Source organism: Tahibacter aquaticus, assembly GCF_004363655.1.
Taxonomy (GTDB): Bacteria; Pseudomonadota; Gammaproteobacteria; order Xanthomonadales; family Rhodanobacteraceae; genus Tahibacter; species Tahibacter aquaticus.
The window spans coordinates 124791-149835 of sequence record NZ_SNZH01000015.1; the positions used below are offsets into that span (position 1 = coordinate 124791).

At 65.4% G+C, this 25045-nt stretch carries 16 protein-coding genes; 9 read left to right on the forward strand and 7 right to left on the reverse strand.

Annotated features, from left to right (window positions below; all coding sequences use genetic code 11):
• Positions 1-50 precede the first annotated feature (50 nt).
• Together DFR29_RS21575 and gshB are read right to left on the reverse strand one after the other, a co-directional pair.
• Positions 51-914: an energy transducer TonB gene (locus tag DFR29_RS21575; protein ID WP_243746138.1), complete on the reverse strand. Its 864-nt coding sequence runs from the start codon at positions 912-914 to the stop codon at positions 51-53.
• The gene (gshB, locus tag DFR29_RS21580) at positions 911-1858 is read right to left on the reverse strand and encodes a glutathione synthase (protein ID WP_133820720.1); all 948 of its coding nucleotides are present in this window, start codon (positions 1856-1858) and stop codon (positions 911-913) included. Before gshB ends, DFR29_RS21575 begins: the two co-directional genes overlap by 4 nt.
• Before the next feature lie 444 nt (positions 1859-2302).
• Here gshB and pilG point away from each other — a divergent pair, with 444 nt between their 5' ends.
• From pilG to DFR29_RS21620, 8 genes are all read left to right on the forward strand, one after another.
• Positions 2303-2671: a twitching motility response regulator PilG gene (pilG, locus tag DFR29_RS21585; RefSeq protein ID WP_243746142.1), complete on the forward strand. Its 369-nt coding sequence runs from the start codon at positions 2303-2305 to the stop codon at positions 2669-2671.
• 50 nt (positions 2672-2721) lie between these two features.
• Positions 2722-3087, forward strand: coding sequence for a response regulator (locus DFR29_RS21590; RefSeq protein WP_133820722.1), 366 nt, complete (start codon positions 2722-2724; stop codon positions 3085-3087).
• Positions 3088-3098: 11 nt separating this feature from the next.
• Positions 3099-3656: a chemotaxis protein CheW gene (locus DFR29_RS21595; protein ID WP_133820723.1), complete on the forward strand. Its 558-nt coding sequence runs from the start codon at positions 3099-3101 to the stop codon at positions 3654-3656.
• A 63-nt stretch (positions 3657-3719) separates the two neighbouring features.
• Positions 3720-5753: a methyl-accepting chemotaxis protein gene (locus tag DFR29_RS21600; protein WP_133820724.1), complete on the forward strand. Its 2034-nt coding sequence runs from the start codon at positions 3720-3722 to the stop codon at positions 5751-5753.
• 186 nt (positions 5754-5939) lie between these two features.
• Positions 5940-6812: a CheR family methyltransferase gene (locus DFR29_RS21605; RefSeq protein ID WP_133820725.1), complete on the forward strand. Its 873-nt coding sequence runs from the start codon at positions 5940-5942 to the stop codon at positions 6810-6812.
• Positions 6813-6823: 11 nt separating this feature from the next.
• On the forward strand, positions 6824-13843 hold the full coding sequence (locus DFR29_RS21610) for a hybrid sensor histidine kinase/response regulator (RefSeq protein WP_133820726.1): 7020 nt from the start codon (positions 6824-6826) through the stop codon (positions 13841-13843).
• A complete protein-coding gene (locus tag DFR29_RS21615; RefSeq protein ID WP_133820727.1) occupies positions 13836-16208 on the forward strand; it encodes a chemotaxis protein CheB in 2373 nt (790 codons plus the stop codon). The genes DFR29_RS21610 and DFR29_RS21615 overlap by 8 nt, the downstream gene beginning before the upstream one ends.
• An 8-nt stretch (positions 16209-16216) precedes the next feature.
• Positions 16217-16678, forward strand: coding sequence for a chemotaxis protein CheW (locus DFR29_RS21620; RefSeq protein WP_133820728.1), 462 nt, complete (start codon positions 16217-16219; stop codon positions 16676-16678).
• A 247-nt stretch (positions 16679-16925) separates the two neighbouring features.
• On the opposite strand, the gene DFR29_RS21625 is transcribed toward DFR29_RS21620, so the two are convergent.
• The 5 genes from DFR29_RS21625 to DFR29_RS21645 all read right to left on the reverse strand — a co-directional run bounded on the left by DFR29_RS21625 (position 16926) and on the right by DFR29_RS21645 (position 24530).
• Positions 16926-17666 (reverse strand): 16S rRNA (uracil(1498)-N(3))-methyltransferase, encoded by a 741-nt coding sequence (locus tag DFR29_RS21625; protein ID WP_133820729.1) that lies wholly within the window; start codon positions 17664-17666, stop codon positions 16926-16928.
• A gap of 272 nt (positions 17667-17938) precedes the next feature.
• Positions 17939-18988, reverse strand: coding sequence for a DUF6607 family protein (locus DFR29_RS21630; RefSeq protein ID WP_133820730.1), 1050 nt, complete (start codon positions 18986-18988; stop codon positions 17939-17941).
• A 15-nt stretch (positions 18989-19003) separates the two neighbouring features.
• Complete coding sequence (locus tag DFR29_RS21635; protein ID WP_133820731.1) at positions 19004-21250, reverse strand: TonB-dependent hemoglobin/transferrin/lactoferrin family receptor; 2247 nt, start codon at positions 21248-21250, stop codon at positions 19004-19006.
• Positions 21251-21454: 204 nt separating this feature from the next.
• Positions 21455-22849: an NHL repeat-containing protein gene (locus DFR29_RS21640; protein ID WP_133820732.1), complete on the reverse strand. Its 1395-nt coding sequence runs from the start codon at positions 22847-22849 to the stop codon at positions 21455-21457.
• Positions 22850-23162: 313 nt separating this feature from the next.
• Complete coding sequence (locus DFR29_RS21645) at positions 23163-24530, reverse strand: adenosylmethionine--8-amino-7-oxononanoate transaminase (RefSeq protein WP_133820733.1); 1368 nt, start codon at positions 24528-24530, stop codon at positions 23163-23165.
• A 52-nt stretch (positions 24531-24582) separates the two neighbouring features.
• Here DFR29_RS21645 and gspG point away from each other — a divergent pair, with 52 nt between their 5' ends.
• Positions 24583-25032: a type II secretion system major pseudopilin GspG gene (gene gspG / locus DFR29_RS21650; RefSeq protein WP_133820734.1), complete on the forward strand. Its 450-nt coding sequence runs from the start codon at positions 24583-24585 to the stop codon at positions 25030-25032.
• Positions 25033-25045 lie beyond the last annotated feature (13 nt).

Below are 25045 nucleotides of genomic sequence, written 5' to 3' on the forward strand. Positions count from 1 at the left end.
TGCCGCACTGCCAGCTTACATGCCTCGGTTGCAGGTTCCCCGCATATCCTTCACCGGTTGCGCAGTACGTCGCCGGGCAGGAACTGCCAGGTTCGCGTGATGTACAGCTCGTCGATGTCTTCGTTGGTCTTGGGAATGGGCGGAAACGGCGCGGCCAGCTGCACGATGCGCTGTACCGCGTCGTCGAGCAGCTTGTGGCCCGAGCTCTGGATCACGTCCATGCGCTTGACGCTGCCGTCTTTGTTCAAGGTCACTGTCAGCAGTACGTCGCCGTGCAGCTGCTGGCGGCGCGCTTCGTCCGGGTAGTTCAGATTGCCGATGCGCTCGATCCGCGCGGCCCAGCCGGCGAGGTAGGAGGCGTAGGCATATTCCTTGGTATTGGCGGAAAGGAATTTCTTCTTCGGACGCTTCGCATACGAATCTTTCTGGCGCTGGTATTCCTGCGCCAGCTGGGCCATCTCGGCGTTCTTTTCGATCAGCTCCTGCGCGGTCGGCTTGGGCAGGCTGGGCGACTCCGGCGCTTCGCGCGCGGTAGTCACGGCGAAATCGGCCTGGCGCTGGGTCAGCACTTCGGCCGGGGTCTGCGGCGTCGGCCGCGGTGCACCGGCTTCGAGCGGGCGTGGCGCGGTGCCGGGCGTGGGCTTGGGCAGGCTGCTGGACAGCGGGTCGGCCGGGCGGCGCGCCTCGTCGCGGTCGCCGCCGCCGGAGTTGTTGCTCTGGGCGAGGAAATCGGCCTTTTCGGCTTTTTCCTTGTTGGTGGACTGGATCAGGATCACGTCCAGCGACGGCAGGTGCGAGGCCGGCTTGGCCAGGCTGAAGCCGATGCCGAAGATCACCAGGCCGTGCGCGATCAGCGAAAACAGCAGGGTGACGCCGAAACGGTCGGCGCTGGACGCGGTGGTAGTCGTGCTCACGCGAGTTTGCTTTCGATGCAGTCGAACAGGGACCCGGCGATGTTAAGGCCGAACTGCGCATCCAGCTCGCGGATGCAGGTGGGAGATGTGACGTTGATCTCGGTCAGCCAGTCGCCGATCACGTCCAGGCCGACAAAGATCATGCCGCGGCGCTTGAGCTCCGGCCCTACCTGCGCGGCGATCCAGCGATCACGTTCGCTCAGCGGCTGGCCTTCGCCGCGACCGCCGGCGGCCAGGTTGCCGCGGAAGTCGTCGCCCTGAGGAATGCGCGCCAGCGCATACGGCACGGGCTCGCCGTCGATGAGCAGGATGCGCTTGTCGCCGGCGACGATCTCGGGCAGGTATTTCTGCGCCAGGGCGAAGCAGCGGCCGTTGAGGGTCAGGGTTTCCAGGATGGAGTTCAGGTTAGGGTCGTTGTGGTGCGAGCGGAAGATGCCGCGTCCGCCCATGCCGTCCAGCGGCTTGAGCACGACCTGGCCGTGTTCGGCGACAAAACGGCGCAGTTCCTGCCGGTCGCGTGCGATCAGGGTCGGTGCGCAGCATTGCGGGAACAGCTGGGTGAACAGCTTTTCGTTGGCATCGCGCAGTCCGCGCGGATCGTTCACCAGCAGGGCACCGGCTGCCTGGGCCAGGTCCAGTACCAGGGTGTCGTAGAGGAATTGCGCATCGAACGGCGGATCTTTGCGCGCGAAGATCGCGTCGACCGAACCCAGCGGCGTCCACTCGGCCGCGTCCAGGCTGAACCAGTCGTCGGGGTTGTCGCGCACGCTCAGCGGCGCCAGGCGTGCCCAGGCGGCGCCGTCGCGGATCGCCAGGTCGCCCTGGGTGCAGTAGCGCAGCTGCCAGCCGCGGCGCTGCGCCTCCAGCAACATGGCAAAGGTGGTGTCCTTCTTGGTATTGATCGTGGCGATGGGGTCCATCAGCACGGCAAGAGTGCGAGCCATGCAGGCCGGTCCTGGCAGGGGAAGAACGCCGATCATGCCCGCTAGTGTCCGATCTGTTCCAGTGCTCGCCAGCACGGCGGCGGCCTTGCCCTCCCGTGCAGCCGCTTGCCGGAGCGTAATGGCCGTGCAACTGCCGGCGCTGTTGTCCAACTGTTACGGCGCAACACATCGCGCTAGACTCGTACGACCGTACGGGGATGGTTCTGCGGACAGGTTCCTAAGTGAAGACGGTAACTTAGGCGATTAACTTGACAGGTTTGCTGACTAGCGGTTAAACAGCGGTAAAGCCCAGCTCCGACGCCTCGTGCAGCGTTGCGGCAAGGCTGCGGACCAACGTCGCAGTAGCAATGGCAAGACTCGTGCATGGGGATTCCCCCGTGCCACAGACTCAAGTGGCTTGGAGGGTACGTGGAAGACGCGACGAAATCGGGCAGTCTTAGCGGCATGAAGGTGATGGTCATCGACGACTCGAAGACCATCCGCCGCACCGCCGAAACACTGCTGAAAAAGGAAGGCGCCGATGTCGTGACCGCGACCGACGGCTTCGAGGCGCTGGCGAAGATCTCCGATCACCAGCCCCACATCATCTTTGTCGACATCATGATGCCGCGTCTGGATGGCTATCAGACCTGCGCACTGATCAAGAACAACCAGATGTTCAAAGGCACGCCGGTGATCATGCTGTCGTCCAAGGACGGTCTGTTCGACAAGGCCCGCGGCCGCATCGTCGGCTCGGAACAGTATTTGACCAAACCGTTTACCCGCGAAGAGCTTCTCGGTGCGATCCGGCGCCACGTGGATCTGAAGGCGTGACGCAATAGCGTAGAAGGTGGGTAACGCCATGGCGCTCACAGGGGGAAGCGATGGCTCATATTCTGATAATCGATGATTCGCCGACCGACATTCGTGTCTTTACGACATTGTTGGAAAAAGCGGGTCATCGCGTAAGCAGCGCAGGCAATGCCGAGGACGGCATTGTGGCGGTGAAACGCGAACGGCCCGATCTCGTCATCATGGACGTGATCATGCCGGGTATGAACGGCTTCCAGGCGACTCGCACCTTGAGTCGCGACGAAGCCACGGCGCATATTCCGATCCTCATCGTGACGACCAAGTCGATGGAGACGGACCGCGTCTGGGGCCTGCGCCAGGGGGCGAAGGACTTTGTGACCAAGCCGGTAAGCGAGAAGGAACTGCTTACCCGTATCCAGACCCTGTTGCCGAGTTGAGCGTCCAACACATGTCTGCAACGACCGACACCCTGCAACTGACGCCGTTCGAGGTTCTCGCCGATTACGAGCGGCGCAGTCTTGCGCATATTGCAGGCATGCCAGAAGAGTCCGAGGCCGTCGGCCTCTGGCGCGGCATCGGCTTCCGCATCGGCCAGCGCTACCTCGTCAGCAGCATCGCCGAGGTCAACGAAATCCTGACGTTTCCGCAGCTGACCGTGGTTCCGGGCACGCGTGCCTGGCTGCTCGGCGTGGCCAACGTGCGCGGCAACCTCGTACCCATCGTCGACCTGCGCAATTTCGTCGAAGCCGAGCGCAGCCAGGTGATGGATTCCAGCCGCGTACTCGTCATCCGCCAGCACGGCGGCAGCGTCGGCCTGCTCGTCGACGAAGTGCTGGGACAACGCAATTTTTCCGACGTACAACGGGCTGAAGAAGCGGAAGGGGAGACCGACGCGCGCTACGGCCGTTTCGTACCCGAACGCTATCAGTTGGGAGATGTGCTCTGGGGTTTGTTCAGCATGGCGGCGCTGGTGCGCACGCCGGAGTTCCTGCAAGCATCGGCGTGATCCCGCGCGCGTCCAGCCTTACAAGACGCGGGGTTTACTCATTGGGTCGTTTGAGGTGAAGGCATGAGCACAACATCGGGGGCCGTCAAGGAGCGTGCATCAGGCACGAATACTTGGCTGATCATTCTTCTGCTGCTGGCGCTTGCCGTCGCAGCGGTAGATTTCTTCCTGCTGAACAAGAAAAACGGCGACGACCGCAATGCGGTGACATTGACCACGCAGATCCAGGTGTTGTCGCAGTCCATCGCGAGGTACGCCACGGAATCGGCCGGCGGCAATATCGACGCCTTCAAAGAGCTGGAAGCCACCCGCAACAGCATCGATACCTACATCCAGGCGCTCAACAGCGGCGACGTGAAAACCGGCATGCCGGGCTACAAGGGGGAGGAAATCGTCGCGCGCCAGCTCGATGATCTCGGCAAGGCCTGGCAGGCGCTGAACACCAACGCGACCAAGATCATCGGCAACAAGGAACTCGTGCTCAGTTCCGCCGCGACCGCGGGTGAATTCTCCGGCCAGATACCGATCCTCAATTCGCGTATGGACGAGGTGGTCAACATCCTGACCAACCGCGGCGGCTCGACCCAGCAGGTACTGATTTCCACGCGCCAGATGCTGCTGGCCGACCGCATGATCCGCCGCGTGCAGGAAATCCTGCTCGGTGGCCAGGGCGCGCAGTCCGCCGCCGACGGCTTCTCGCGCGATGCACGCCTCTACGGCGCCGTGCTCAACGGCCTGATCAACGGCAGCCCCGATTTCAACATCAAGGCGCTGGACAACCCCAACGGCCGCGAAATCCTCACCGACATCTATGCCAAGTGGACCGGCATGGCCGAGCCGGTGCAGAAGATCCTCGATTCCGCCTCCGGCCTGCAGGAAGTCAAGGAAGCCGCCGATAACATCTTCCAGGACGCGCAGAACATGCTGCTGCGCGCGTCCGACGTGGCGACCAAGGTCGGCGAACTGGGCAACAAGCGCTTGTTCCCGAACGTCTGGTGGGGCCTCATTGCCGCCGCGGTCGCCGCCGGCCTGCTCGTGCTGCTGCTGATTGCCCAGGCGCGCGACCAGCGCCGCCGCTACTCGGTCACGGCCGAACTGAACCAGCGCAACCAGGAAGCCATTCTGCGTCTGCTCGACGAAATGGGTTCGCTGGCAGAAGGCGACCTCACCGTGAAGGCGACGGTGACCGAAGACATCACCGGCGCGATCGCCGACTCGGTCAACTTCGCCGTGGAAGCCCTGCGCTCCCTGGTGACGACGATCAACGAAACCGCTGTGCAGGTGTCTGCCGCCGCCCAGGAAACGCAGGCTACCGCCATGCACCTGGCCGAAGCTGCAGAGCACCAGGCGCAGCAGATCACTTCCGCCTCGGCCGCGATCAACGAAATCGCCGTATCGATCGACGAAGTGTCGAAGAACTCGGCCGAATCGGCCGACGTGGCGCAACGCTCGGTGCAGATCGCGTCCAAGGGCGCGGCCATCGTGCGCCAGACCATTCAGGGCATGGACTCGATCCGCGACCAGATCCAGGAGACGTCCAAGCGAATCAAGCGCCTGGGCGAGTCGTCGCAGGAAATCGGCTCGATCGTGGAACTGATCAACGACATCGCCGAACAGACCAACATTCTCGCCCTGAACGCGGCCATCCAGGCCGCCTCGGCCGGTGAAGCGGGCCGCGGCTTCGCGGTCGTGGCCGACGAAGTGCAGCGCCTCGCGGAACGCGCCTCGAACGCGACGAAGCGAATCGAAACGCTGGTGCAGACCATTCAGTCCGACACCAACGAAGCGGTCAGCTCGATGGAACAGACCACCGCGGAAGTGGTGGCCGGTGCACGCCTGGCCGAAGACGCGGGCCTGGCATTGGGCGAAATCGAAAAGGTGTCGAACGACCTCGCCGACCTCATTCAGAACATCTCCGAGGCGGCGCGGCAGCAGTCGGCAGCGGCGACCAACATCTCCGCCACCATGAACGTGATTCAGGAAATCACGACGCAGACCTCGCTCGGTGCGAGCCAGACCGCCGAATCCATCGGCAACCTGGCCCAGCTTGCTGCGGACCTGCGCCGTTCGGTCGCGGACTTCAAGCTGCCGACCTGATGACCTTCGACGCAGCCACGGATGCCGGAGTGCGATCTATGCCGACATACTTCCACAACCCAGCCGGCCGCTTGCTGCGCAAGCGCCCGGCCGCTCCCTTGATTCAAGGGGGCTCCAACAGCAAGAAGCCGCGGGCCTCTCCGAGAAGCCTTGCGTTTTCCTGCTGCACGAGCTGAATCGGCGCGCATGGCCCTCGCGATCGGCAATTGGTCGGCGCTCTCTGCCCTGCCGGGCATGGACGATGCCGAGTTCGCGCGCTGGGCAGACCTGCTTGAGCGGCGCACCGGCGTAGTCGTGCCGCCGGCGCGCAAGCCTTTCTTGGTCACCGCGGTGCGCGGACGTATGCGCGAGACCGGGCACAGCCGCTTCGACGATTACTACCGCGATCTGCACAAAGTGCCGGAAGGCGCGATCGAATGGACTACGCTGGTTGATCGCCTCACCGTGCACGAAACGCATTTCTTCCGCCACCCGCCGTCGTTCGACCTGATTGCCAGCGAGTGGCTGCCGCGGCTGATGCAAAGCGGCAGCGAAGGCGCACTGCACGCGTGGAGCGTGGGCTGCAGCACCGGCGAAGAGGCCTATACCCTGGCCATGGTGCTGGACCGGCATATCGGCATGCTCAGCGATGCGCGCGTCTATTTCGGCGTCACCGCCACCGACGTGAGCCAGCCTGCGCTGGCGGTCGGCCGCTCCGGGCTGTATCCACGCAACAAGTTCAATGAAATACCGGCCGACTATCGCGAGCGCTATGTGGACGAGATCGACGCCGATTCGTTCCAGGTGCGCGAGGCGCTGCGCAAGCGCGTCGGCTTCGCCCAGTTCAACCTGCTCGACGTGGCGCGCGCGCCGCTCAAGCGGCTTGATCTGATTTTTTGCCAAAATGTATTGATTTACTTTGCTCGGGATCGCCGGCGTGAATTGCTCACGGCGCTGGCGGGATTGCTCAAGCCCGGCGGCATGCTGGTGCTGGGCGCCGGCGAGGTCACCAGCTTCGCGCATCCTGCCTTGAGCCGCGTGCCGCATCGGCAAGCGCTCGCCTTCCTGCGCAACCGTTGAGAGAAAAGCGCATGAGACTGCAAGACGACATCGACTTCACCACGCTCAACTGGGTCAAGCAGGAGCTGGACGAGACCCTGAAGCAGGCGCGCCAGGCGCTGGAGGCCTATGTCGACGATCCCGCCGACTCCAGCCTCATGCGCTTCTGTGCGACCTATCTGCACCAGGTGCAGGGCACCTTGCGCATGGTCGAGCTGTATGGCGCCTCGATGGTGGTCGAGGAAATGGAGCGGCTGGCGCAGACCCTGCTGGACGGTGAAATCCGCCAGAAGGAAGAAGCCTATTCCGTGCTGATGCGCGGCATCGTGCAGTTGCCCGACTACCTGGAGCGCCTGCAGAGCGGCCACAAGGACATTCCCATTGTCCTGCTGCCGCTGCTCAACGACCTGCGCGCCGTGCGTGGCGAAGAACTGTTCACCGAAAGCGTGTTGTTCTCGCCTGATCTCAACCTGCCGCTGCCGGCCAGCGCCAACGGCGCGGTCACGGCCTATCCGGAAGGCGAGCTGAAACTGCATGTAGGCCGCCTGCGCACCGCCTATCAGGTGTCGCTGCTGAAACTGCTGCGTGCCGGCGATCCGCGCAGCGAAACCGGCAAGCTCAGCGAGATTCTCGGCCGCGTGCTCGGCATTTCGTACGCGCTGGAAGCGCGCCGGGTCTGGTGGATCGCGATGGCGGTGCTCGAAGGCGTCGGCAGCAGCGCGATCGAACCCAGCCCCGCGGTAAAGCTGCTGTTCGGCAAGGTCGACCGCGAGATCAAGCGCCTGGTCGATGCGGGCGAGGGCGTATTCCAGTCGGCGCCGCCGCGGGAACTGCTGAAAAACCTGCTGTATTACGTCGCCCACGCCAACGGCGAAACGCCGCGCCTGACCGACGTGCGCAACACATTCCGGCTGCAGTCGCTGCTGCCCAGCCAGAAAGAGCTGGAACACGCCAAGGGTTCGATCTCCGGCCACAACCGCGCGCTGCTCGACACCGTGTCGCTGGCGATCAAGGACGACCTGCTGCGCGTGAAGGAAGCGCTCGACATCTTCCTGCGCGCCCAGGGCAACGATCCGGGCGAACTGATGGCCCAGGTCGACGTGCTCGACCGCGTCGGCGATACGCTGGGCATGCTCGGCCTGGGCGTACCGCGCCGCGTCGTCACCGAACAACGCACCATTGTGGAAGAAATCGCCAACAAGGCGCGCTCGCCCGACGAAAGCACCCTGCTCGACGTCGCCGGTGCGCTGCTGTACGTGGAAGCCTCGCTCGACGATCACATCGAGCGCCTCGGTGCCGACACGCCGGAAGACACCGGCAGCGGCGGCATGGAGCTGCCCAAGGCCGAAGTGCGCAAGATCCTCGATGCGCTGATGAAGGAAGCCACGAGCAACCTGGCCCAGGCCAAGAACGACATCGTCGCCTTCATCGAGTCGCCCTGGGACCACGCCAAGGTCGAACAGATTCCGCGCCTGCTGGACGAAGTTTCCGGTGCGCTGCGCATGCTCGACCTGAACCGGCCGGCCGAACTCATGCACGGTTTGGTGCGCTTCATCGAAGTGGAACTGCTGCGCTGGCGCCGTGTGCCGACAGCCGAGCAGATGGACAAGCTGGCCGATACCATCGCCTCGATCGAGTATTACCTCGAAGCCACGCGCGACCAGCGTGCCGGCCGCGAGAAGATCCTCGACGTCACCCGCGAAAGCCTCGAAGCGCTGGGCTACTGGCCGGTGCCCGAGGACGAGGGCGACGCGCCGGAACCGCCGCCGACGCGCGCTGCCGTGCCGACGCCAGCGCCGGCGCCGGCGCCAGTGCCCGAATCCGCTGCGCCGCGCTCCGGCGCCACGCCGCTGCCGCCATCCGTTGGTGGCTTCGGTCTGCAGGCCCGGGACGAACCGGCCGCGCCGGCAGCGAGTCTGAGCCTTGACCCGATCGCGCCGTCGGAATCGCGCGCGGCAGATTTATCCATAGGTCAATTTGTATCGTTTGCCGAAACCTTGCCCGACCGGCGCAGCCAGGCCGGCCGGCAGGAACTGGAATTCGCTGCAGCGGATTCCGACCTGCCCAGCGTGGAAATGAACCTGGGCAGCCAGGGCGAAGTCGACGAGTACGTCGCGCGCCTGGGTCTGCCCGACGTGGCCGAGCCCGTGGCCGAGCCGCCGCCCGCGGCGGAACCTGCGCACGAACTCGAAGTCGCGGTGGAAATCGCGCCGGGCGAAGGCCTGGACGCGCTGGTCGTCGGCGACCACAGCAGCGTCGAGCACGGCGATGTGCAGGATCTCACCGGCCTGAAGTTCACCGAAACCGAGCCGACCCTGCCGCCCGAGCCGATAGCACTGGTTGCACCGGTCGCCGCCGCGGCACCGGTTGTCGTGCCCGCGGCACCGCCGGCACCGCGCTATCGCACCATCGAGATCGAAGAGGAAATCGAAGAGGAAGTCGAGGACAACAGCCCCGCCGGCGGCATGTCCGACGCGAGCTTCCAGGCCGTGGCCTCCGACGACATCGACGAGGAAATCCGCGAGGTCTTCGTCGAGGAAGTGCAGGAAGAAATCGAGAACCTCAACCGCCACATGCCGTTGTGGAAGGCCGATCTGCACGATTTCGAACGCCTCAAGCCGGTGCGCCGCTCGTTCCACACGCTGAAGGGTTCGGGCCGCCTGGTCGGTGCCATGGCACTGGGCGAGTTCAGCTGGAAAGTCGAGAACATGCTCAACCGCGTGCTCGACAAGACCATACAGCCGAATACCGCGGCGATCACCCTGGTCGACCAGGCTGTCGCGGCGCTGCCGGAGCTGCTCGCCGCGCTGCGCGGCGAAGGCGCACCTACGTCCGACATCGCCGGCATCATGGGCGTGGCCGACAAGCTGGTCGCAGGCGAGGAAGCATGGCTGGCGCCGGCGCGCAAGCGCACGCGCCTGGTCAAGCGCAAGGTCAAGCGCCTGGTCGAAGTGCCGGTGGAAGAGGAAATCGCCGCGCCCGTGGTTGCTGCCGCGCCGGCGCTGGTGGCCGCGCCGGTCGAGCTGACCCGCACGCTGGACCTGGACAGCCAGGTCGACAGCGCACCCGCACTGGCCGAGGTGGATGCCGACGCGCTGCCCAGTTTCGGACCGCTGCCGAATATCGACCCGGTGCTGTTCGACATCCTGCGCAGCGAAGTGAGCCAGCATCTTTCCATCATCGACAGCTTCGTTGCCAGTTCTGCGCATACGCCACAAGTAGCAACCGATACTTTACTGCGTTCCGTGCATACCTTGCACGGTGCCATCGCCATGGTCGACATTCCGGTGATCAGCCATGTGCTGGCGCCGCTGGAAGGCTATATCAAGCGTTTGCGCGCGCGCGATGCCGCGCCGCAGCCGGTTGGCCTGGCTGCGCTGGCCGACGCCAGCAGCCTGGTGCGCGAGGTGATGCTGTCGCTGGAACGCGGACAGCTGGAACTGCCCGCATCCGACGCGCTGGTCGAGCGCATCATCGCACTGCGCGACGACCTGCCCGAACCGGAACTCGCCCACACCTTGTACGTGCCCAGCGACGACGACGGCCTGGATCTGCTGGACATAGACGCCGAGGACGAAGCCCACGCCGCCGCCGATGCGGCCGAGGAAGCATCCGCCGTCTCCGCTCTGGCCGAGGAAGCATCCGCCATCGCCGCTGCGTCCGACGATGCAACCGCCGGCTTCGACGTCGAGGAAATCTCGATGGAAGAGGCCATGGCATTCACGCCACAGGCCGAGCAGCTCATCCAGCCGGAAGCGCCCGCGCAGATGGCCGACGCGCCGGCCCGGACGCCCGCCGACTTTGCCGCCTTCGACGAGCCCGCGATCGAACTGTCGCTGGACCAGGAACTGGCCCTGTCGCTGGACAACGACCTGGCGGCAAATATTCCCAGCGCCGCGACGGCACCTGCCGACGACAGCCTGGAAGAAGTGGAAGAACTGTCGCTCGACGATCTGGCCAGGCTCGATTTCCCCGAGCTGCAGTCCAGTGCTGACGACATCGACAACGAATCGATCAGCCTGGCCCAGGATGCAACGCCGGCGGCCGATGCCGTCGCGCTCGACAGCCTGTTCTCCAGCGACGAACAGGCCCAGTTCGAAGCCATGCTGGCTTCGGTGGCGCCGGTCGAGTCGCGCTCGGCCTTCGATCACGAGATCAAGCTGGCCGACCTCGCCGCGCCCGACGCCAGCCTGGCTTACGACGCGAGCGAGCTCGATGCACTGCTGTCCAGCGCCGCCGACGCGGAAGCCGACGCCGCCGCACAGGCCGAAGCCGACGCCGAGCGCGCCCGCCACGAGGCGGAAGCCGCCGCACGTGCCGAGATGGAAGCCGCTGCCGAACGCGCCCGCGTCGAAGCGCAGGCCCGTGCCGAAGCCGAAGCCGCCGAACGTGCCGCCGCCGAGCTGGCCGACCGGACCCGCCGCGAAGGCGAGCGCGAACGCCTGCTGGCCGAAATGGCCGCCTCTGCCCAGCGCGCCGAAGCCGAACGCATCGCCGCTGCAGCTGCCGAACGCGAGCGCGCTGATACGCATGCGCGCGCCGTTGCCGCCCACGAAGTCGTGCTGCCGCCGATTGCCGACGACCCGCAGGCCGACGGCAAGCTCGACCTGCCGGACATGGACGAAGACCTGCTGGAAATCTTCGTGCAGGAAGGCAGCGACATCCTCGATCATTCCGACGGCCTGATCGCACGCCTGCGCGAAGCACCGCACGACCGCGAAATCGTCACCGGCATGCAGCGCGATCTGCATACCCTCAAGGGCGGCGCGCGCATGGCCGGCCTGGCGCCGATCGGCGATCTGTCGCATGCGATGGAATCGCTGCTGGAAGCCATCAGCGAAGGCCGCCGCGGCATGGACCGCACCACGGTCGAATCCTTCGAGCGCGGCTACGACCGCCTGCATGCCCTGGTACAGCGCATCGCCAAGCGCCAGGCCATCGCCATGCCGGAGAACGCCATCGCGCGTTTCGAAGCGCTGGTGTCCGGCGACCTGTCCAGCCAGCTGGCCGCCGCACCGCTGGCTGCCGATGCCGATGCTGCAGTGCCGGCAGCAGTAGCCGGCGACAGCGCCGACACGGCACCGGCCGCCGCCGCCGCGCCCGCCGTCGAAGCTCTCGCGCCGAAGCCGCCGCTGCGCCCGGCCGGCCCTTTGCGCCCGGCCGCGCTGCCGATCGAAGAGGACGAGCCGCGCCCGGCACAGGAAATGATCCGCGTGCGTTCGGACCTGCTCGACTCGCTGGTGAACTACGCCGGCGAAGTGTCGATCTACCGCTCGCGCCTGGAACAGCAGGTCACCACCTTCCGCTTCAACCTGGTCGAATTCGAACAAACCGTCGCGCGTCTGCGCGAACAGCTGCGCAAGCTGGAAATGGAAACCGAAGCGCAGATCATCGCGCGCTACCAGCGCGAACATCACGAGCCGGGCGAAACCACCTTCGATCCGCTGGAACTCGACCGCTTCTCGCAGCTGCAGCAGCTGTCGCGTGCGCTGGGCGAATCGGTGTCCGACCTGGTCTCGATTCAGAACCTGCTCGACGACCTGACCCGCCAGTCGGAAACCCTGCTGCTGCAGCAGTCCCGCGTCAGCTCGGACCTGCAGGAAGGTCTGATGCGCACGCGCATGGTGCCGTTCGACTCGCTGGTGCCTTCGCTGCGCCGCACCGTGCGCCAGGCAGCGCAGGAAATCGGCAAGCGCGCCCAGCTCAAGGTGGAAGGCGCGCAGGGTGAAATGGACCGCAACCTGCTCGAACGCATGAAAGCGCCGTTCGAGCACATGCTGCGCAACGCACTGGCCCACGGCGTCGAGCCGCCGGAAGAGCGCCTGCGCAGCAACAAGAATCCGGAAGGAACGGTCACCATCCAGGTCAGCCGCGAAGCGACCGAAGTGGTGCTGCGCGTCTCCGACGACGGCCGCGGCATGGACCGCGACGCGATCCGGCGCAAGGCAATCGAGCGTGGCCTGCTCAACGCCGAGGCGCAGCTGTCCGACCGCGACCTGTACGCCTTCATCCTGGAAACCGGCTTCTCCACCGCCGAGCAGGTTACCCAGCTGGCTGGCCGCGGCGTCGGCATGGACGTGGTGCACAACGAGATCAAGCAGCTCGGCGGCAGCCTCACCATCGATTCCGAGCGTGGCAAGGGTTCGGTCTTCACCATCCGCCTGCCGTTCACCCTCGCTGTCACCCAGGCCATCCTGGTGCGCCTGGGCGACGCCATCTACGCCATCCCGATGTCCTCGGTGCAGGGCGTGGTGCGCATCGGCCGCGACGATCTGGACCGCCGCCTGAGCACGGCCAACCCGATCTACGCCTACGCCGGCGAAGAATTCCACATCTACGAACTGTCGCAATTGCTCAATGTTCCGGTGCCGCGCATTGTCGACGAAGCGCAGGTGCCGCTGCTGATGACGCGTACCGGCGACCAGCGCGCCGCGGTGCGCATCGACGGCGTGGTCGGTTCGCGCGAAGTCGTGGTCAAGTCGGTAGGCCCGCAGATCAGTTCGGTCGCCGGTATCTTCGGCGCGACCATCATGGGCGACGGCTCGGTCGTGATGATTCTCGATCTGGCCCCGCTGGTACGCCGCTACGTCGCGCTGCGCGCGGCCAGTGTCGAGGCCGGCGTCGACATCGCCACCTTCGCGCCGCAGCCGGTGGCGCCGCCGGTGGAAGAGCGCCGCCAGCCGCTGGTCATGGTGGTCGACGATTCCATCACCATGCGCAAAGTCACCACGCGCGTGCTGGAACGCAACGACATGGACGTGATCACAGCCAAGGACGGGCTGGATGCGGTAGAAAAGCTGCAGGACAAGGTACCCGACCTGATGCTGCTCGACATCGAGATGCCGCGCATGGACGGATACGAATTGGCCACCTACATGAAGAACGACCCGCGTCTGAAGCTGGTGCCCATCATCATGATCACCTCGAGAACCGGCGAGAAGCACCGTCAGCGCGCACTGGAAATCGGCGTCGAGCGTTACCTCGGCAAGCCGTACCAGGAAGTCGATCTGCTCCGCAATGTGCAGGAAACCTTGAGGTTGAGCCGTGCCTAAAACTATGGAACGCGAACCGGTAAGCGTCGCGCTGCTCTATCAGACGAGCCAGCTCGAAGGGCATCTCAAGGATGCGCTGAAAGAACTCGGCGCCGCCGTCGTCTATGAAGCGCTGACTGCGCAGATGGACCGCGACGCGCTGGAAGGCTCCGGCGCCCACGTCGTCATCGTCAACCTCGATCCGGAAATCGAATCGCATCTGGACGAGGTCTACGACCTGCTCGACGACGAGCGCTACAACGTCGTCTTCAACGACGCCCAGGTCAGCTCGGAACTGTCGGGCTGGGAGCAGGCACGCTGGTCGCGCCATCTCGCCGCCAAGATCATGGGCAGGCCGGAAGTCGCCGACCCGCCGCGGCCGCCCGGCGCGCAGGCACCGCCGTCGCCGGCACAGAAGCTGTCGCGCGGCATTCCGGATGCGCCGCAGACCCTGCCGCCGAGCAACAACTTTGCGCCGGATGCGGCGGCCACGGCGATGTTCGCCGGCGATGCCGGCCTCAACGACGCACTCGATGCCTTGTTCGGCCAGAGCGCAACGCCGCCGGCCGCGGCGATGCCCGTGACCGCGGCAGCGCCTGTGGCCGCAGCGGTGCCTGTGGCCGCGGCAGCGCCTGTGGCCGCAGCGGTGCCTGTGGCCGCGGCAGCGCCCGCAGCGCCGGCCAAACCTGCTGCTACCGACTTCGGTTTCGATTTCGACGAACTGCTGGGCAGTGCCGAGCCGCCGCCGGCCGCGCGCCGCAACGAGATCACCCTGGAACTGCCAGTTCCTCCCGCACCGGCCGACAAGCCCGCCACCCGCAGCGCAGCGGACTTCGACTTCGATTTCGACGCCAGCCTGCCGGCCACCGCGCCGCCGGCGCCTGCAGCGAGCAACAGCCTCGACCTGGACCTGGATCTGGATTTCGCCGCACCGCCCATGGCCAAGGCCGGCAGCAGCGACTTCGACCTGGATCTGGACCTCGACGCCATTCCCACCAACCCGGTCGCGGCCAGCAAGCCGGCCGCGGCGTCCACGCCTGACTTCGATTTCGATTTCGGTGCGCTGGATCTGCCCGAACCTGCCGCTGCGCCGTCGAACACGCGCGAAGCCGCGCGCGACATCGGCGCCGACTTCGGTTTTTCCGACAGCGATTTCGGCGCCGATGCCTTTGGCGGCATGGATGTCACGGTCGATACGACGGCCATCCGGCCGGCCAGCGGCGAAAGCGGCAGCGACGAAGAGTTCAGCTTCGGGGCCGACCTCGACGCCTTGTTCGATACACCGCCCGAGGCCCCGGCACCGAGCGCCGAACTGGTCGATTTCGACACGGCTTTTGCCGGCATCGCCGCATCGGTGCCCGACCAGGCCAAGGATTTCGCCGCTGCCATTCCGGCCGCCCGCGAGGCGGCACCGGCCAGCCGCAGCGAAGCCAAGCCGGCGCGCAATTTCGACCTGTCCAAGTTCTCGCTCGAAGCGATGAGCGAAGACGAGGCCGCTGCTCCCGTTGCGGCCGCGCCGGAAAAAGTGGAAAAAGTTTCGGCGGAAAGCTTCCTCTCCGGCGGCAACTGGTCGCTGGAAGAACTGGTCGAGTCCGACGACAGCGACACCGCCCCGGCAGCCAAGCCGGTGGTTGCCGCGGTCGACAAGGTCGCCGCGCAGGACTATCTCGCGCCCGAAGGCGGTGACGCGAGCAAGTTCGATTTCGACAGCGGCCTGTCGCTGGACCTGATCCCGATGGAAGAAGCCGTCGCGCCGGACCAGATGCGTTCCGACTTCTTCGTCGAACACCGCCTGGATGGCTCTGCCGCGGTCAAGGCCATCCGCCGCGTCGTCGTGCTGGGCGCTTCCATCGGTGGTCCGGAGGCGGTGCGCGAGTACCTGGCCGCATTGCCGGCGCGTTTCCCGGCCCTGTTCATCCTGGCCCAGCACATGGGCGCGGAATTCCTCGAACTGATGGCAGCCCAGCTGGCCAAGGCCACGCCGCTGACCGTGCGCGCGCCGGGTCATGGCGAACGTGTAAGCCACGGCGAAGTGGTCGTGGTGCCGACCACGCACAGGCTGCTGATCGATGCCGACGGCGTGGTCCAGCTGGCCCACCTGCCGGAAGCTTCGCCGTATACGCCGTCGATCGATCTGGTGGTGCGCGATATGGCCGACACCTTCGCCGCCCATTCGACGGTGATCATCTTCTCTGGCATGGCGCACGACGCCATCGAAGGCGCCAAGCACCTGTCGGCCAAGGGCGGCCAGGTCTGGGCACAGGATCCGGACACCTGCGTCATCAGCTCCATGGTCGACGGTGCCCGCGACGCCGGCATCGTCACCTTCACCGGCTCGCCCAGCGAGCTGGCCAAACACACCATCGCCGCCATCGGCAAGGCATAAGGCACACAATGGAAACTCCTCGCGAAATCCGCGGCGTGCTCATCCCCATCACCAACGGCCGCGTGCTGCTGCCCAATGCCACCGTGGCCGAAGTGATCACCTTTGCCAATGTGGAAAAGATAGCGAACGCACCGGAGTGGATTCTCGGCCGCCTGTCCTGGCGCGGCTGGCGCCTGCCGCTGTTTTCCTTCGCCATCCTGTCGGGCCTGACCCACGAGGAAGGCTCCAACGGCGCCCGCGTGGCCGTACTGAAGGCCATCGGCGGCCATGCCAAGATGCCGTTCATCGCCATGCTCACCCAGGGCTTCCCGCGCCTGACCACGGTCAGCCAGGAATTGCTGATTCCGACCGGCGACGAGCATCACCATCCGAATGGCGTCCGGGCACAGGTACTGGTGCGCGACGACCAGGCGGTGATTCCCGATCTGAACCAGATCGAGGCGTTGATGGCGGAAGCGCTGGCAGCGTAGTTTTTGGCTGTTTCGGCGGCTTTGCCGGATTCGGCCGTCTCCCCTCTGCCTTGGCGATCTGCAGAAAGTGACCGCGCCGGGCTTTAGCCTCCCCCGGCGGCGCCCGGGGGAGAGGGCGCTGTCTCGTTGAAGATATTCCCCTAGCGGGAGCTTTCTTTCAGGCGGCGGCCGGGGGATGAGGCAACGATCTTGCCGCACTGTTACGGGCATGTCCGATGGATGGCTGCAACAGACCACTGTCAGCCAGCTAAGCAAAATCGCCCGCAATCGCCTGCAACGCCGCCAGCGCCGCAATGCCTGCCGTCTCGGTGCGCAAGATCCGCGGCCCCAGACGCAAGCCACGGAACTTCGCATTGCGCGCAATCGCGATATCGTGATCGGACAGTCCACCCTCCGGCCCCACCAGCAGCAACGCGCCCTGTTCCAGCCTACCGATATCGCGCGGCCCCACATCGGCTTCCGGCAACAAGGCGAAACGCGCCGTGCTATCGGTTTCGGTCAGGCCGGCGCACCAGTGCATGAGTTTCTGCGGCGGCAGAATCTGCGGCAGTTCGTTGCGTCCGCATTGCTCGCAGGCCGAGGCGATCACCTGGCTCCAGTGCGCCAGCCGCTTGCCGGCACGATCTTCGTCCAGCCGCACTTCGGTGCGCTCGGTGATCACCGGCACGATGCGCGCGACGCCGAGTTCGGTAGCCTTTTGCAGAATCCAGTCCATCTTGTCGCCGCGGGCCACGCCCTGGGCCAGGGTCAGCCGCAGCGGCGATTCGCGCGAAAGCTCGCGCCGGCTGCCGATTTCCGCCGTGACCGAACGCTTGGACAGTACCGCGAGGCGCGCGTCGTACTCGCTGCCGTCGCCGTTGAACAGGATCAGCGGATGGCCGCTTTCCAGGCGCAGCACTCGCGCCAGGTGTTCGCCGGCCTGTTCCGGCAGTTGCAGCGTTGCGCCTGTCTGCAGCAGGCCGGGAACGTGGATACGGGGAATACGCATGGCGGCACTGACAACACAGGGTTGCGCATTGTCGGCAAGGCGGCATGGGCTGGCAATCGGACGGGGTGCCGATGGCCGGGCGCACGATGCTCATGCCTGCACCGCGGCCAGCCAATGCCCGGTTCGCGAACGTGCCTGGGTCGCGCGCTTCGTCCCGATGCCAGCGACGAAGCGGCAAGGTCGGCAGTTCCTGCCGACATCGCGGTGCGACTACGATCTACTGATTGCCAATCAGTTGCTCAAGCCGTTCATACCGAAGGCAGCGGCTCTGCCTATGGCTTTGCTTGCGCGGTCTTCGCCGCCGCTGGTGCCAGTGCCCGCTCCAGCACAGCGTCGATGCTCGCCCGCGTCACCGTCTCGCCCTTGGCGGCCTGTTCGGCCAGGTTGAACAGTGCCTCGAAGCGCGGGCGTTCGTCCAGCATGTGCTGCAGGTCGTATTGCTTGCGCCGCTGCGCCGCGTCGGCCCAGGCGGCACGCACGTCGCGCCAGAACGCTTCGGTCTTTTTCCAGTATTCCCGGCCCGGAGAAAAATCTACTTTTTCAGTGCGCTCGTAGCTGTTGATGCCGACTTCGCGCACGAGTGCCGTGGTCTTGCCGTCGGCGGACAGTTCCAGCTTCTGGTTGTCCTGTTCGTGCATCCAGCCGCCCGGCGTCAAGGTGTGGCGGTTGATCGCGCCCAGCACCTGGTAGTCGTTGCGTTTGGTGTACTCGCGCCGCGGCAGCGGGCGCCAGGTGAAGTCCGAGGTCCAGGCATCGACGCCGTTGCTGTGGTCCCAGCGGCCGACGCCGGCGTAGCGCGGCGCATCGTCCACTTCGTAGACTGATTGCGACCAGGCGCCGCGGGCCGCCTGGGCATCCACCGGCTGCAGGGCGAAATGGTTGTTGCCGCGGAACACCAGCACTTCCTTGGGCTGGTACTGCCAGTCCTGGCGCCAGTGCTTGATCACTATCGCATCCTTGCCGCTGCCGGCCACCAGGATGTGCTGCAGGGCGATGAAATCGCCGCGGTCTTCAACCACGAAGACGAATTCGTCGCCACCGGAACGCTGTGCCGGCTTGGGCTTGTAGCCCGGCTTCAGCGCGAGGGTTTCGTCGAAGGCAAACTTGACGGTGAAATCGCCGACCATGCCTAGGATGCTGCGGCGGTCGCAGTCATACGCAGCCTCCGGCGTGGCCGGCTGGCCGTTGCAAGGGCGCTGGTAATCGGCCGGCGCGGGCGTCGCCGGCGCCAGGCCCGACAGGGCAGGCTGGCGCTTGGCACCGCCGCTGCTGGCACAGGCGGTGGTCAGTGCGACAATGGCAATAAGTGCAATAGTGCGCATGATCATTTCCTCAACTTAGTCGAAGCGCAGCTGGATGCCGGCGCTGGCGGCGCGGCCGGGCGAGCTGTAGCGGTCGATGGACGGCCCCTGGTTCAGGCCGCGCACGCTGTTCCACTCCCAGTAGTGCTTGTCGCCGATATTGGTAAGGCCGGCGTAGACGGTCAGCATCGGCGTCGGCGTCATATGCACATAGGCGTCCACAATGCCATAACCGGGTGCGGCGAACGCCGTGCCCGTGCCTGAAGGTGCCAGGCGCGACTTTTCCTTGACGAAGGTGCCGACGATTTCCGCGCCCCAGTTCTGCCCCTCGTAGGACAGGCCGAGCACGGCCTTGGCCGGCTCCACGCTGTTGAGCGGCACATCGCGCACGCGGTCGTCGCCCTTGGCGCTGGACAGCGCGGTGCGGATCTCGAAACCGTCCAGTGCCGGCGTGAAATGGCCCAGGCGCAGGCCGGCGCTGGCTTCGGCGCCGCGAATGTCGACGCGGCCGATATTCTGCGACTGGAACAGCAGCAGGCCGCTGGCCGGATCGGTGCCGATATTGATCAGCGACTCGATGAAATCCTTGTAGCGGTTCTTGTACACGGCCACGCTGGCAAAACCGGCATCGCCGTCCACGCGCACGCCGAACTCGGCGCCGCGGCTGGTTTCCGGCTTCAGGTCCGGGTTCGGCAAGGCGGTGTAGCCAAATTGCACATTGGTAAAACCGACGTTGATGTCGCTGTACGGCGGTGCGCGGAAACCCGTCGTCAGCTGGCCATAGACGCGCCAGCTGTCGGCCAGGGTCCAGATAGCGGCGAACTTGGGCGAGAAGCGGTCGCTGTCCAGTTCTACCGGCGTTACGCCGGGATTGTCGGCAGCGAACACGGCGTCGCTGCGCGGGTCGACCTTGAAACTGTCGTAGCGCACCGCCGGCACCAGGTGCAGGCGGCCGTCGAGCAGGCCGATATCGTCCTGCGCGAACACGGCAATGCGGCGCGTGTCGGTCAGCGGGAAATCGCGCACCGGAAACACGTCGGGCGATACCACGTTGCTGACGGCGCCGGTGGTCAGGTTGCGCTGGAATCCGTCGCGCTGTTCGCGGATGCGGCCGCCGGCGTATTCCAGGCCGTAGGCGAAATCATGCGTCGCGCCGCCGCCTTCGATGCGCTTCTTGGCCAATGCCTCGACGCCGTTTTCGCGCTGTTCGTACTCGAAGCGGCGGTAGCGCGAGATCGGGTTTACGGCATTGCCGCCGACGATGGAGGCACGGTCTTCGTAGGTGTCCTGGCGCGTGTCGCTGTTCTGCGCATAGATCTTCCATTCCAGCGTGTCCACCGCTGCCGCCTTGAGCGTGTACAGCTGGTCGAAGGACAGGCGCGCGCGCTCCTTGCGGTCGTCCGCGTCCAGGCGGCTGGTCAGCGTCTGGGCGCCGCCGACAGCGCGCAGGCCGAGCTGGTCCAGTGCGTTCGTATCGGAATTGTTGCGCGCCGCATCCAGTGTCACGCGGGAGAAATTCTCCGCATCGCCGAAGACGTATTTCGCCAGCAGCGAATTCGCATCGGTTTCCTGCGGGTTCGGCCGCGTGCGCGTGCCGCCATAGGAGTCGCGCTCGCCCTTGTTGTTCAACGCATGGCCGTCGCGGTGCGTGAGCACGGCGACAAAGCCGTGCTGGCCGCGCTGCAGCGCGCCGGTGACGCTTTCCGCCGACTGGCGGTCGGCGCTGTCGTACATGGCCTTGATGCCGAGATAGCTGCCGTCGCCGTCCTTGATGTAGTCGATGGGATCCTTGGTCACGAAACTGACCACGCCGCCGAGTGCGTCGGAGCCCTGCAGCGCCGACGCCGCGCCGCGCACGATCTCGACCCGCTTGAGCGTATCCAGGTCCACGAAATCGCGTCCGGCGCTGGAGAAGCTGCCGATGGCGAACGCGTCCGGCGCGCTGACGCCGTCGGTCTCGATGCGCACGCGATTGCCGTCCAGGCCGCGGATGGCGAAGCCGCTCAGGCCGAAGCGGCCACCGCCGGTGACGCCGACACCGGGTTCGTAGCGCACCAGATCCCTGATGTCCTGGTTCAGCCGCTTGTCCATGTCTTCGCGCAACAGCACGGTGGTCTCGGCCGCAACGTCCTTCACTGCCTGGGCCGAGAAGGTGGCCGAGACGATGATGCGTTCGAGTTGGTCATACGTATCTGCCGCCGCGCTGTCGGCGGCTTCGGCGTGGACCAGGGCAGGGCAGGCGATCGCGCAGGCGACAGCCAGGGAAAGACGGGAAGAGGACATAGCGCCAGCCTTAATGCAGGAAAGGATTACGCGGCTGGCGTGGTTCGCTCAGGAACCGGGCTGGCAATACGCAGAGGTCAAGTATTCGTTAATGATAATCATTCTTAACTGGCTGTCAAACCAGTGCCGCCCGCGGCGTTGAAAAAAACAGCCCGGCTTCAGCGCACTGCCGAAGCCGGGCCGGGTGTCCGCTGGACTGGCGGTTTATTCGAGGCCGTTGCCGAAAATCCGGTCCGACTCCAGCTTGGCCGCGACCACGTCGTAGTTGCTTCCGCTGACATACGAATAGCCGCTGACGAGGATGCCGCCGCCACCGAAGCCGATGGCCACCGGAATATCGATGGCGCCCGGCAGACCGAAGTCGACCGTGCTCACACCGCTGCTGCCGAAGGCGTTGCTCAGGCGGCCGTCGCTGCTGAAGGCGCGTACGTCGAAGTCGCCGAGGTCCGAGTCGTTGCGCAGGCCCAGCACCAGGAAACCGTCGCTGCCGGGGCGGCGCATCAGCTTGACGAATTCCAGGTTTGCGTTGCCCAGGCTGTTGATGACGAAGCCCTCGTCATTGAGGCCGAAATCGTTGTTGAGCAGATTGCCGCGCCGCAGCCTGGCCAGCATGCCGCCGCGACGGCCGCCATCGACGTCGACCACGCCGACGACATAGGCATCGTCCTCGGCTTCCGCGGTATCGACCAGGATCACGTCGCGCACCGTGGTATCGCGCGCCGACGAGCTTTCTACGGAAAAGGCGAATTCCTGGTTCGGCGACAGCGGGTCTTGCGTGCCGTCGGTATTCAGGCGAATGACCAGTCCGTCGATGTCGGTCGCGCCGACTACGCTGGTGCTGCCGACGCCGACGATCTTGCCGTTGCTGGCCAGTGCGACGGCGCGGATGTCATGGTTGGTGAAGATATTCGTGCGGCGGATCAGCGAAATGTTCGAGCCCTGCAGATTGCCGAAACCCAGGTCTGGCTGGCCATTGGCGTCGAAGCGGGCGAAGGCCGCATAGCGTTCATTGACGGCGCCGGGGGCGATGGTGCCGGCGACGATGAACTTGCCGTCGGGCTGCACGACGATGTCACGGGCGAAATCCTGGCTGCCGGGGAAAGAATTAACTTTTACACACGGGTTGCCGATCGGCGCGGGGAAATTGCGATTGGTGCCGTTGCTGGCGAAGAAGCGGCAGACCAGCATGTCGTTGTCCGTGCCGTTGCCGGTCTTGTAGCCCGACACCAGCAGGCTGCCGTCCGGGCTCAGGGCGATGCCGGTGGCGACGACATTGGTTTCCAGCGAAATGTTGCGCCCGTCGCTGCTGAACGTGCTATCCAGCACGCCGGCGGCGTTCAGTTTGCTCACGCCGATGCGCTGAATGCCGTTTTCGTCCTGCACCGTGGCCGCGGTATACAGCGAGCCATCGGGACCGGTCACGGAGTCGGCGGCAATATCGGTTTTTGCCGTACCCAGGTCGTATTGAATGACGTTGCGGCCACTGCCGAAGAGACCCCAGCCCGTGGCCAGGTCACCGTCGGCGGCAAATGCCGCGGGGGCTGCGGCGGCGAAGGCACTGGCCAGTGACAAGGCGATGAACGAGTGGCGGATACGCATGGTGCGGTACTCCTGATGAGTGAGGTCAGGGGTACATACGCAGGCGGTCCGGGTCAGGGATCATCGGAGCTGAAGGTGTTGCGGAGGTACGTGCGGCACAGCGGCAAAGCGTTCGCCGTGCTCAAAAGCCCTCGTCCCCCAAGCGAGGCTTGGAGGAGAGGGATCTTCCGGCTTTCCGGAAACGCGGCGATTGCGGTCGGGAAATGCGCTGGCCTGACTCTCGATGCAAAATTTTCCTGACTAAAAAATCCAGGGACGAAGAAAAAATCGAAGTTCAAAAACCAAAAAGCCAAACGCCAATAGACAAGCCCCCTCAATCCCTGACCGCCACCTCGATACCCTGCCGCGCCACCTTCACCATCGCGTCGATCTGCTCCGGCGTAATCACATAGGGCGGCATGAAATAGACGATGTTGCCCAGCGGCCGCAGCAGCATTTCCTGTTCCAGTCCATGGCGATACACACGCAAGCCACGCCGCTCATGCGCCGGGAATGCTTCGCGCGTGCGTTTGTTGCGCACCAGCTCGACCGCGGCAATCAAGCCGGTCTGGCGCACATCGGCCACGTTCGGATGATCGCGCAGGGGTTCCAGTTCACGCGCCAGATGTGCCGCCAGCACGGCATTGCGCTGCAGCACGGGTTCGTCGCGGAACAGCTGCAAGGTCGCCAGCGCCGCGCGGCAGGCCAGCGCATTGCCGGTATAGCTGTGCGAATGCAGGAACGCCTTGCCGCTGCGGTATTCGGCGTAGAAAGCCTGGTAGACCACGTCGCTGGTCAGTACCGCCGACAGCGGCAGCATGCCGCCGCTGAGCCCCTTGGACAGGCAGAGGAAATCTGGCGTCACTGCCGCTTGTTCACAAGCGAACAATGTACCGGTGCGGCCGAAACCCACGGCGATTTCGTCGGCGATGAAGTGCACGCCGAATTCGTCGCAGAGTGCGCGCAGGCCGCACAGATAGGCGGGATGGTGCATGCGCATGCCCGCCGCGCACTGCACCAGCGGTTCGATGATGACGGCACAGGTTTCTTCCGCGTGGCGTTCCAGCAGCGCACGCAGCTCGCCCAGTCGGCGTTGCGCGCAGTCGGCGGCGCTTTCGCCCGGCTCGGCCTCATAAGCATCGGGCGAGGGCGCGAACAGCGGCTGCAGCAGCAGCGGTGCATACGTGTCGCGATACAGCGGCACATCGGTGACCGACAGCGCACCCAGCGTTTCGCCGTGGTAGCTGCCGCTCAGCGCGATAAAGCGCTGCTTGCCGTGGCGGCCCAGGTTGCGCCAGTAGTGGAAGCTCATCTTCAGCGCCACTTCGATCGCGCTGGAACCGTTGTCGGCATAGAACACACGGGCCAGCCCGGGCGGCGTCACGCGCACCAGTTCTTCGGCCAGCTGCAAGGCGGGTTCATGGGTGAAGCCGGCCAGCATGATGTGGTCCAGCGTATCGAGCTGGTCTTTGAGGGCGGCCACCAGCTGCGGGTGGCGATGGCCGAATACGTTGGTCCACCACGAGCTGACCGCGTCAAGGTAGCGACGTCCGTCGGCATCGTGCAGCCACACTCCTTCGGCACGCACGATCGGCAGCAGGGGCAGGGTTTCGTGGTCGTGCATCTGGGTACAGGGATGCCAGAGCACGGCGAGGTCGCGCGCGGCTAGCGCGGCGTTGGAGCGGGGCAGGGTAGATGACATGGCTTTGCTATGATCGGCGACGTTTTCTCCCTGCCGCAAGCAAAGGTCTCGCATGCCCCGCGTCTTGTCGAATTCTGCGTTCCGCGCTGCGCGCGGTTTCACCCTGATCGAAGTGCTGGTGGTGGTGGTGATCCTTGCCATCCTTGCCGCTGTCGTCGTACCCAAGATGATGGAGCACCCGGGCGAGGCGCGCGTGGTGCGGGCCAAGGCCGACATCCAGGCCATCGTGACGGCGCTGAATACCTACAAGCTGGACAACTTCAGCTATCCCGCCACCGAGCAAGGCCTGGAAGCGCTGGTGAGCAAGCCCGCCGGTGCGCCGGAAGCGCCGAACTGGCGCAAGGGCGGTTATCTCGACGGCGTGCCCAAGGATCCCTGGGGCCGCACCTATCTGTATCTGCAGCCGGGCCAGCACGGCGACATGGACGTCTATACCCTGGGCTCCGACGGCAAGACCGGCGGCGAAGGCGAAGCCGGGGACATCGGCAATTGGAGAAACTGATTCGCCAGCACGC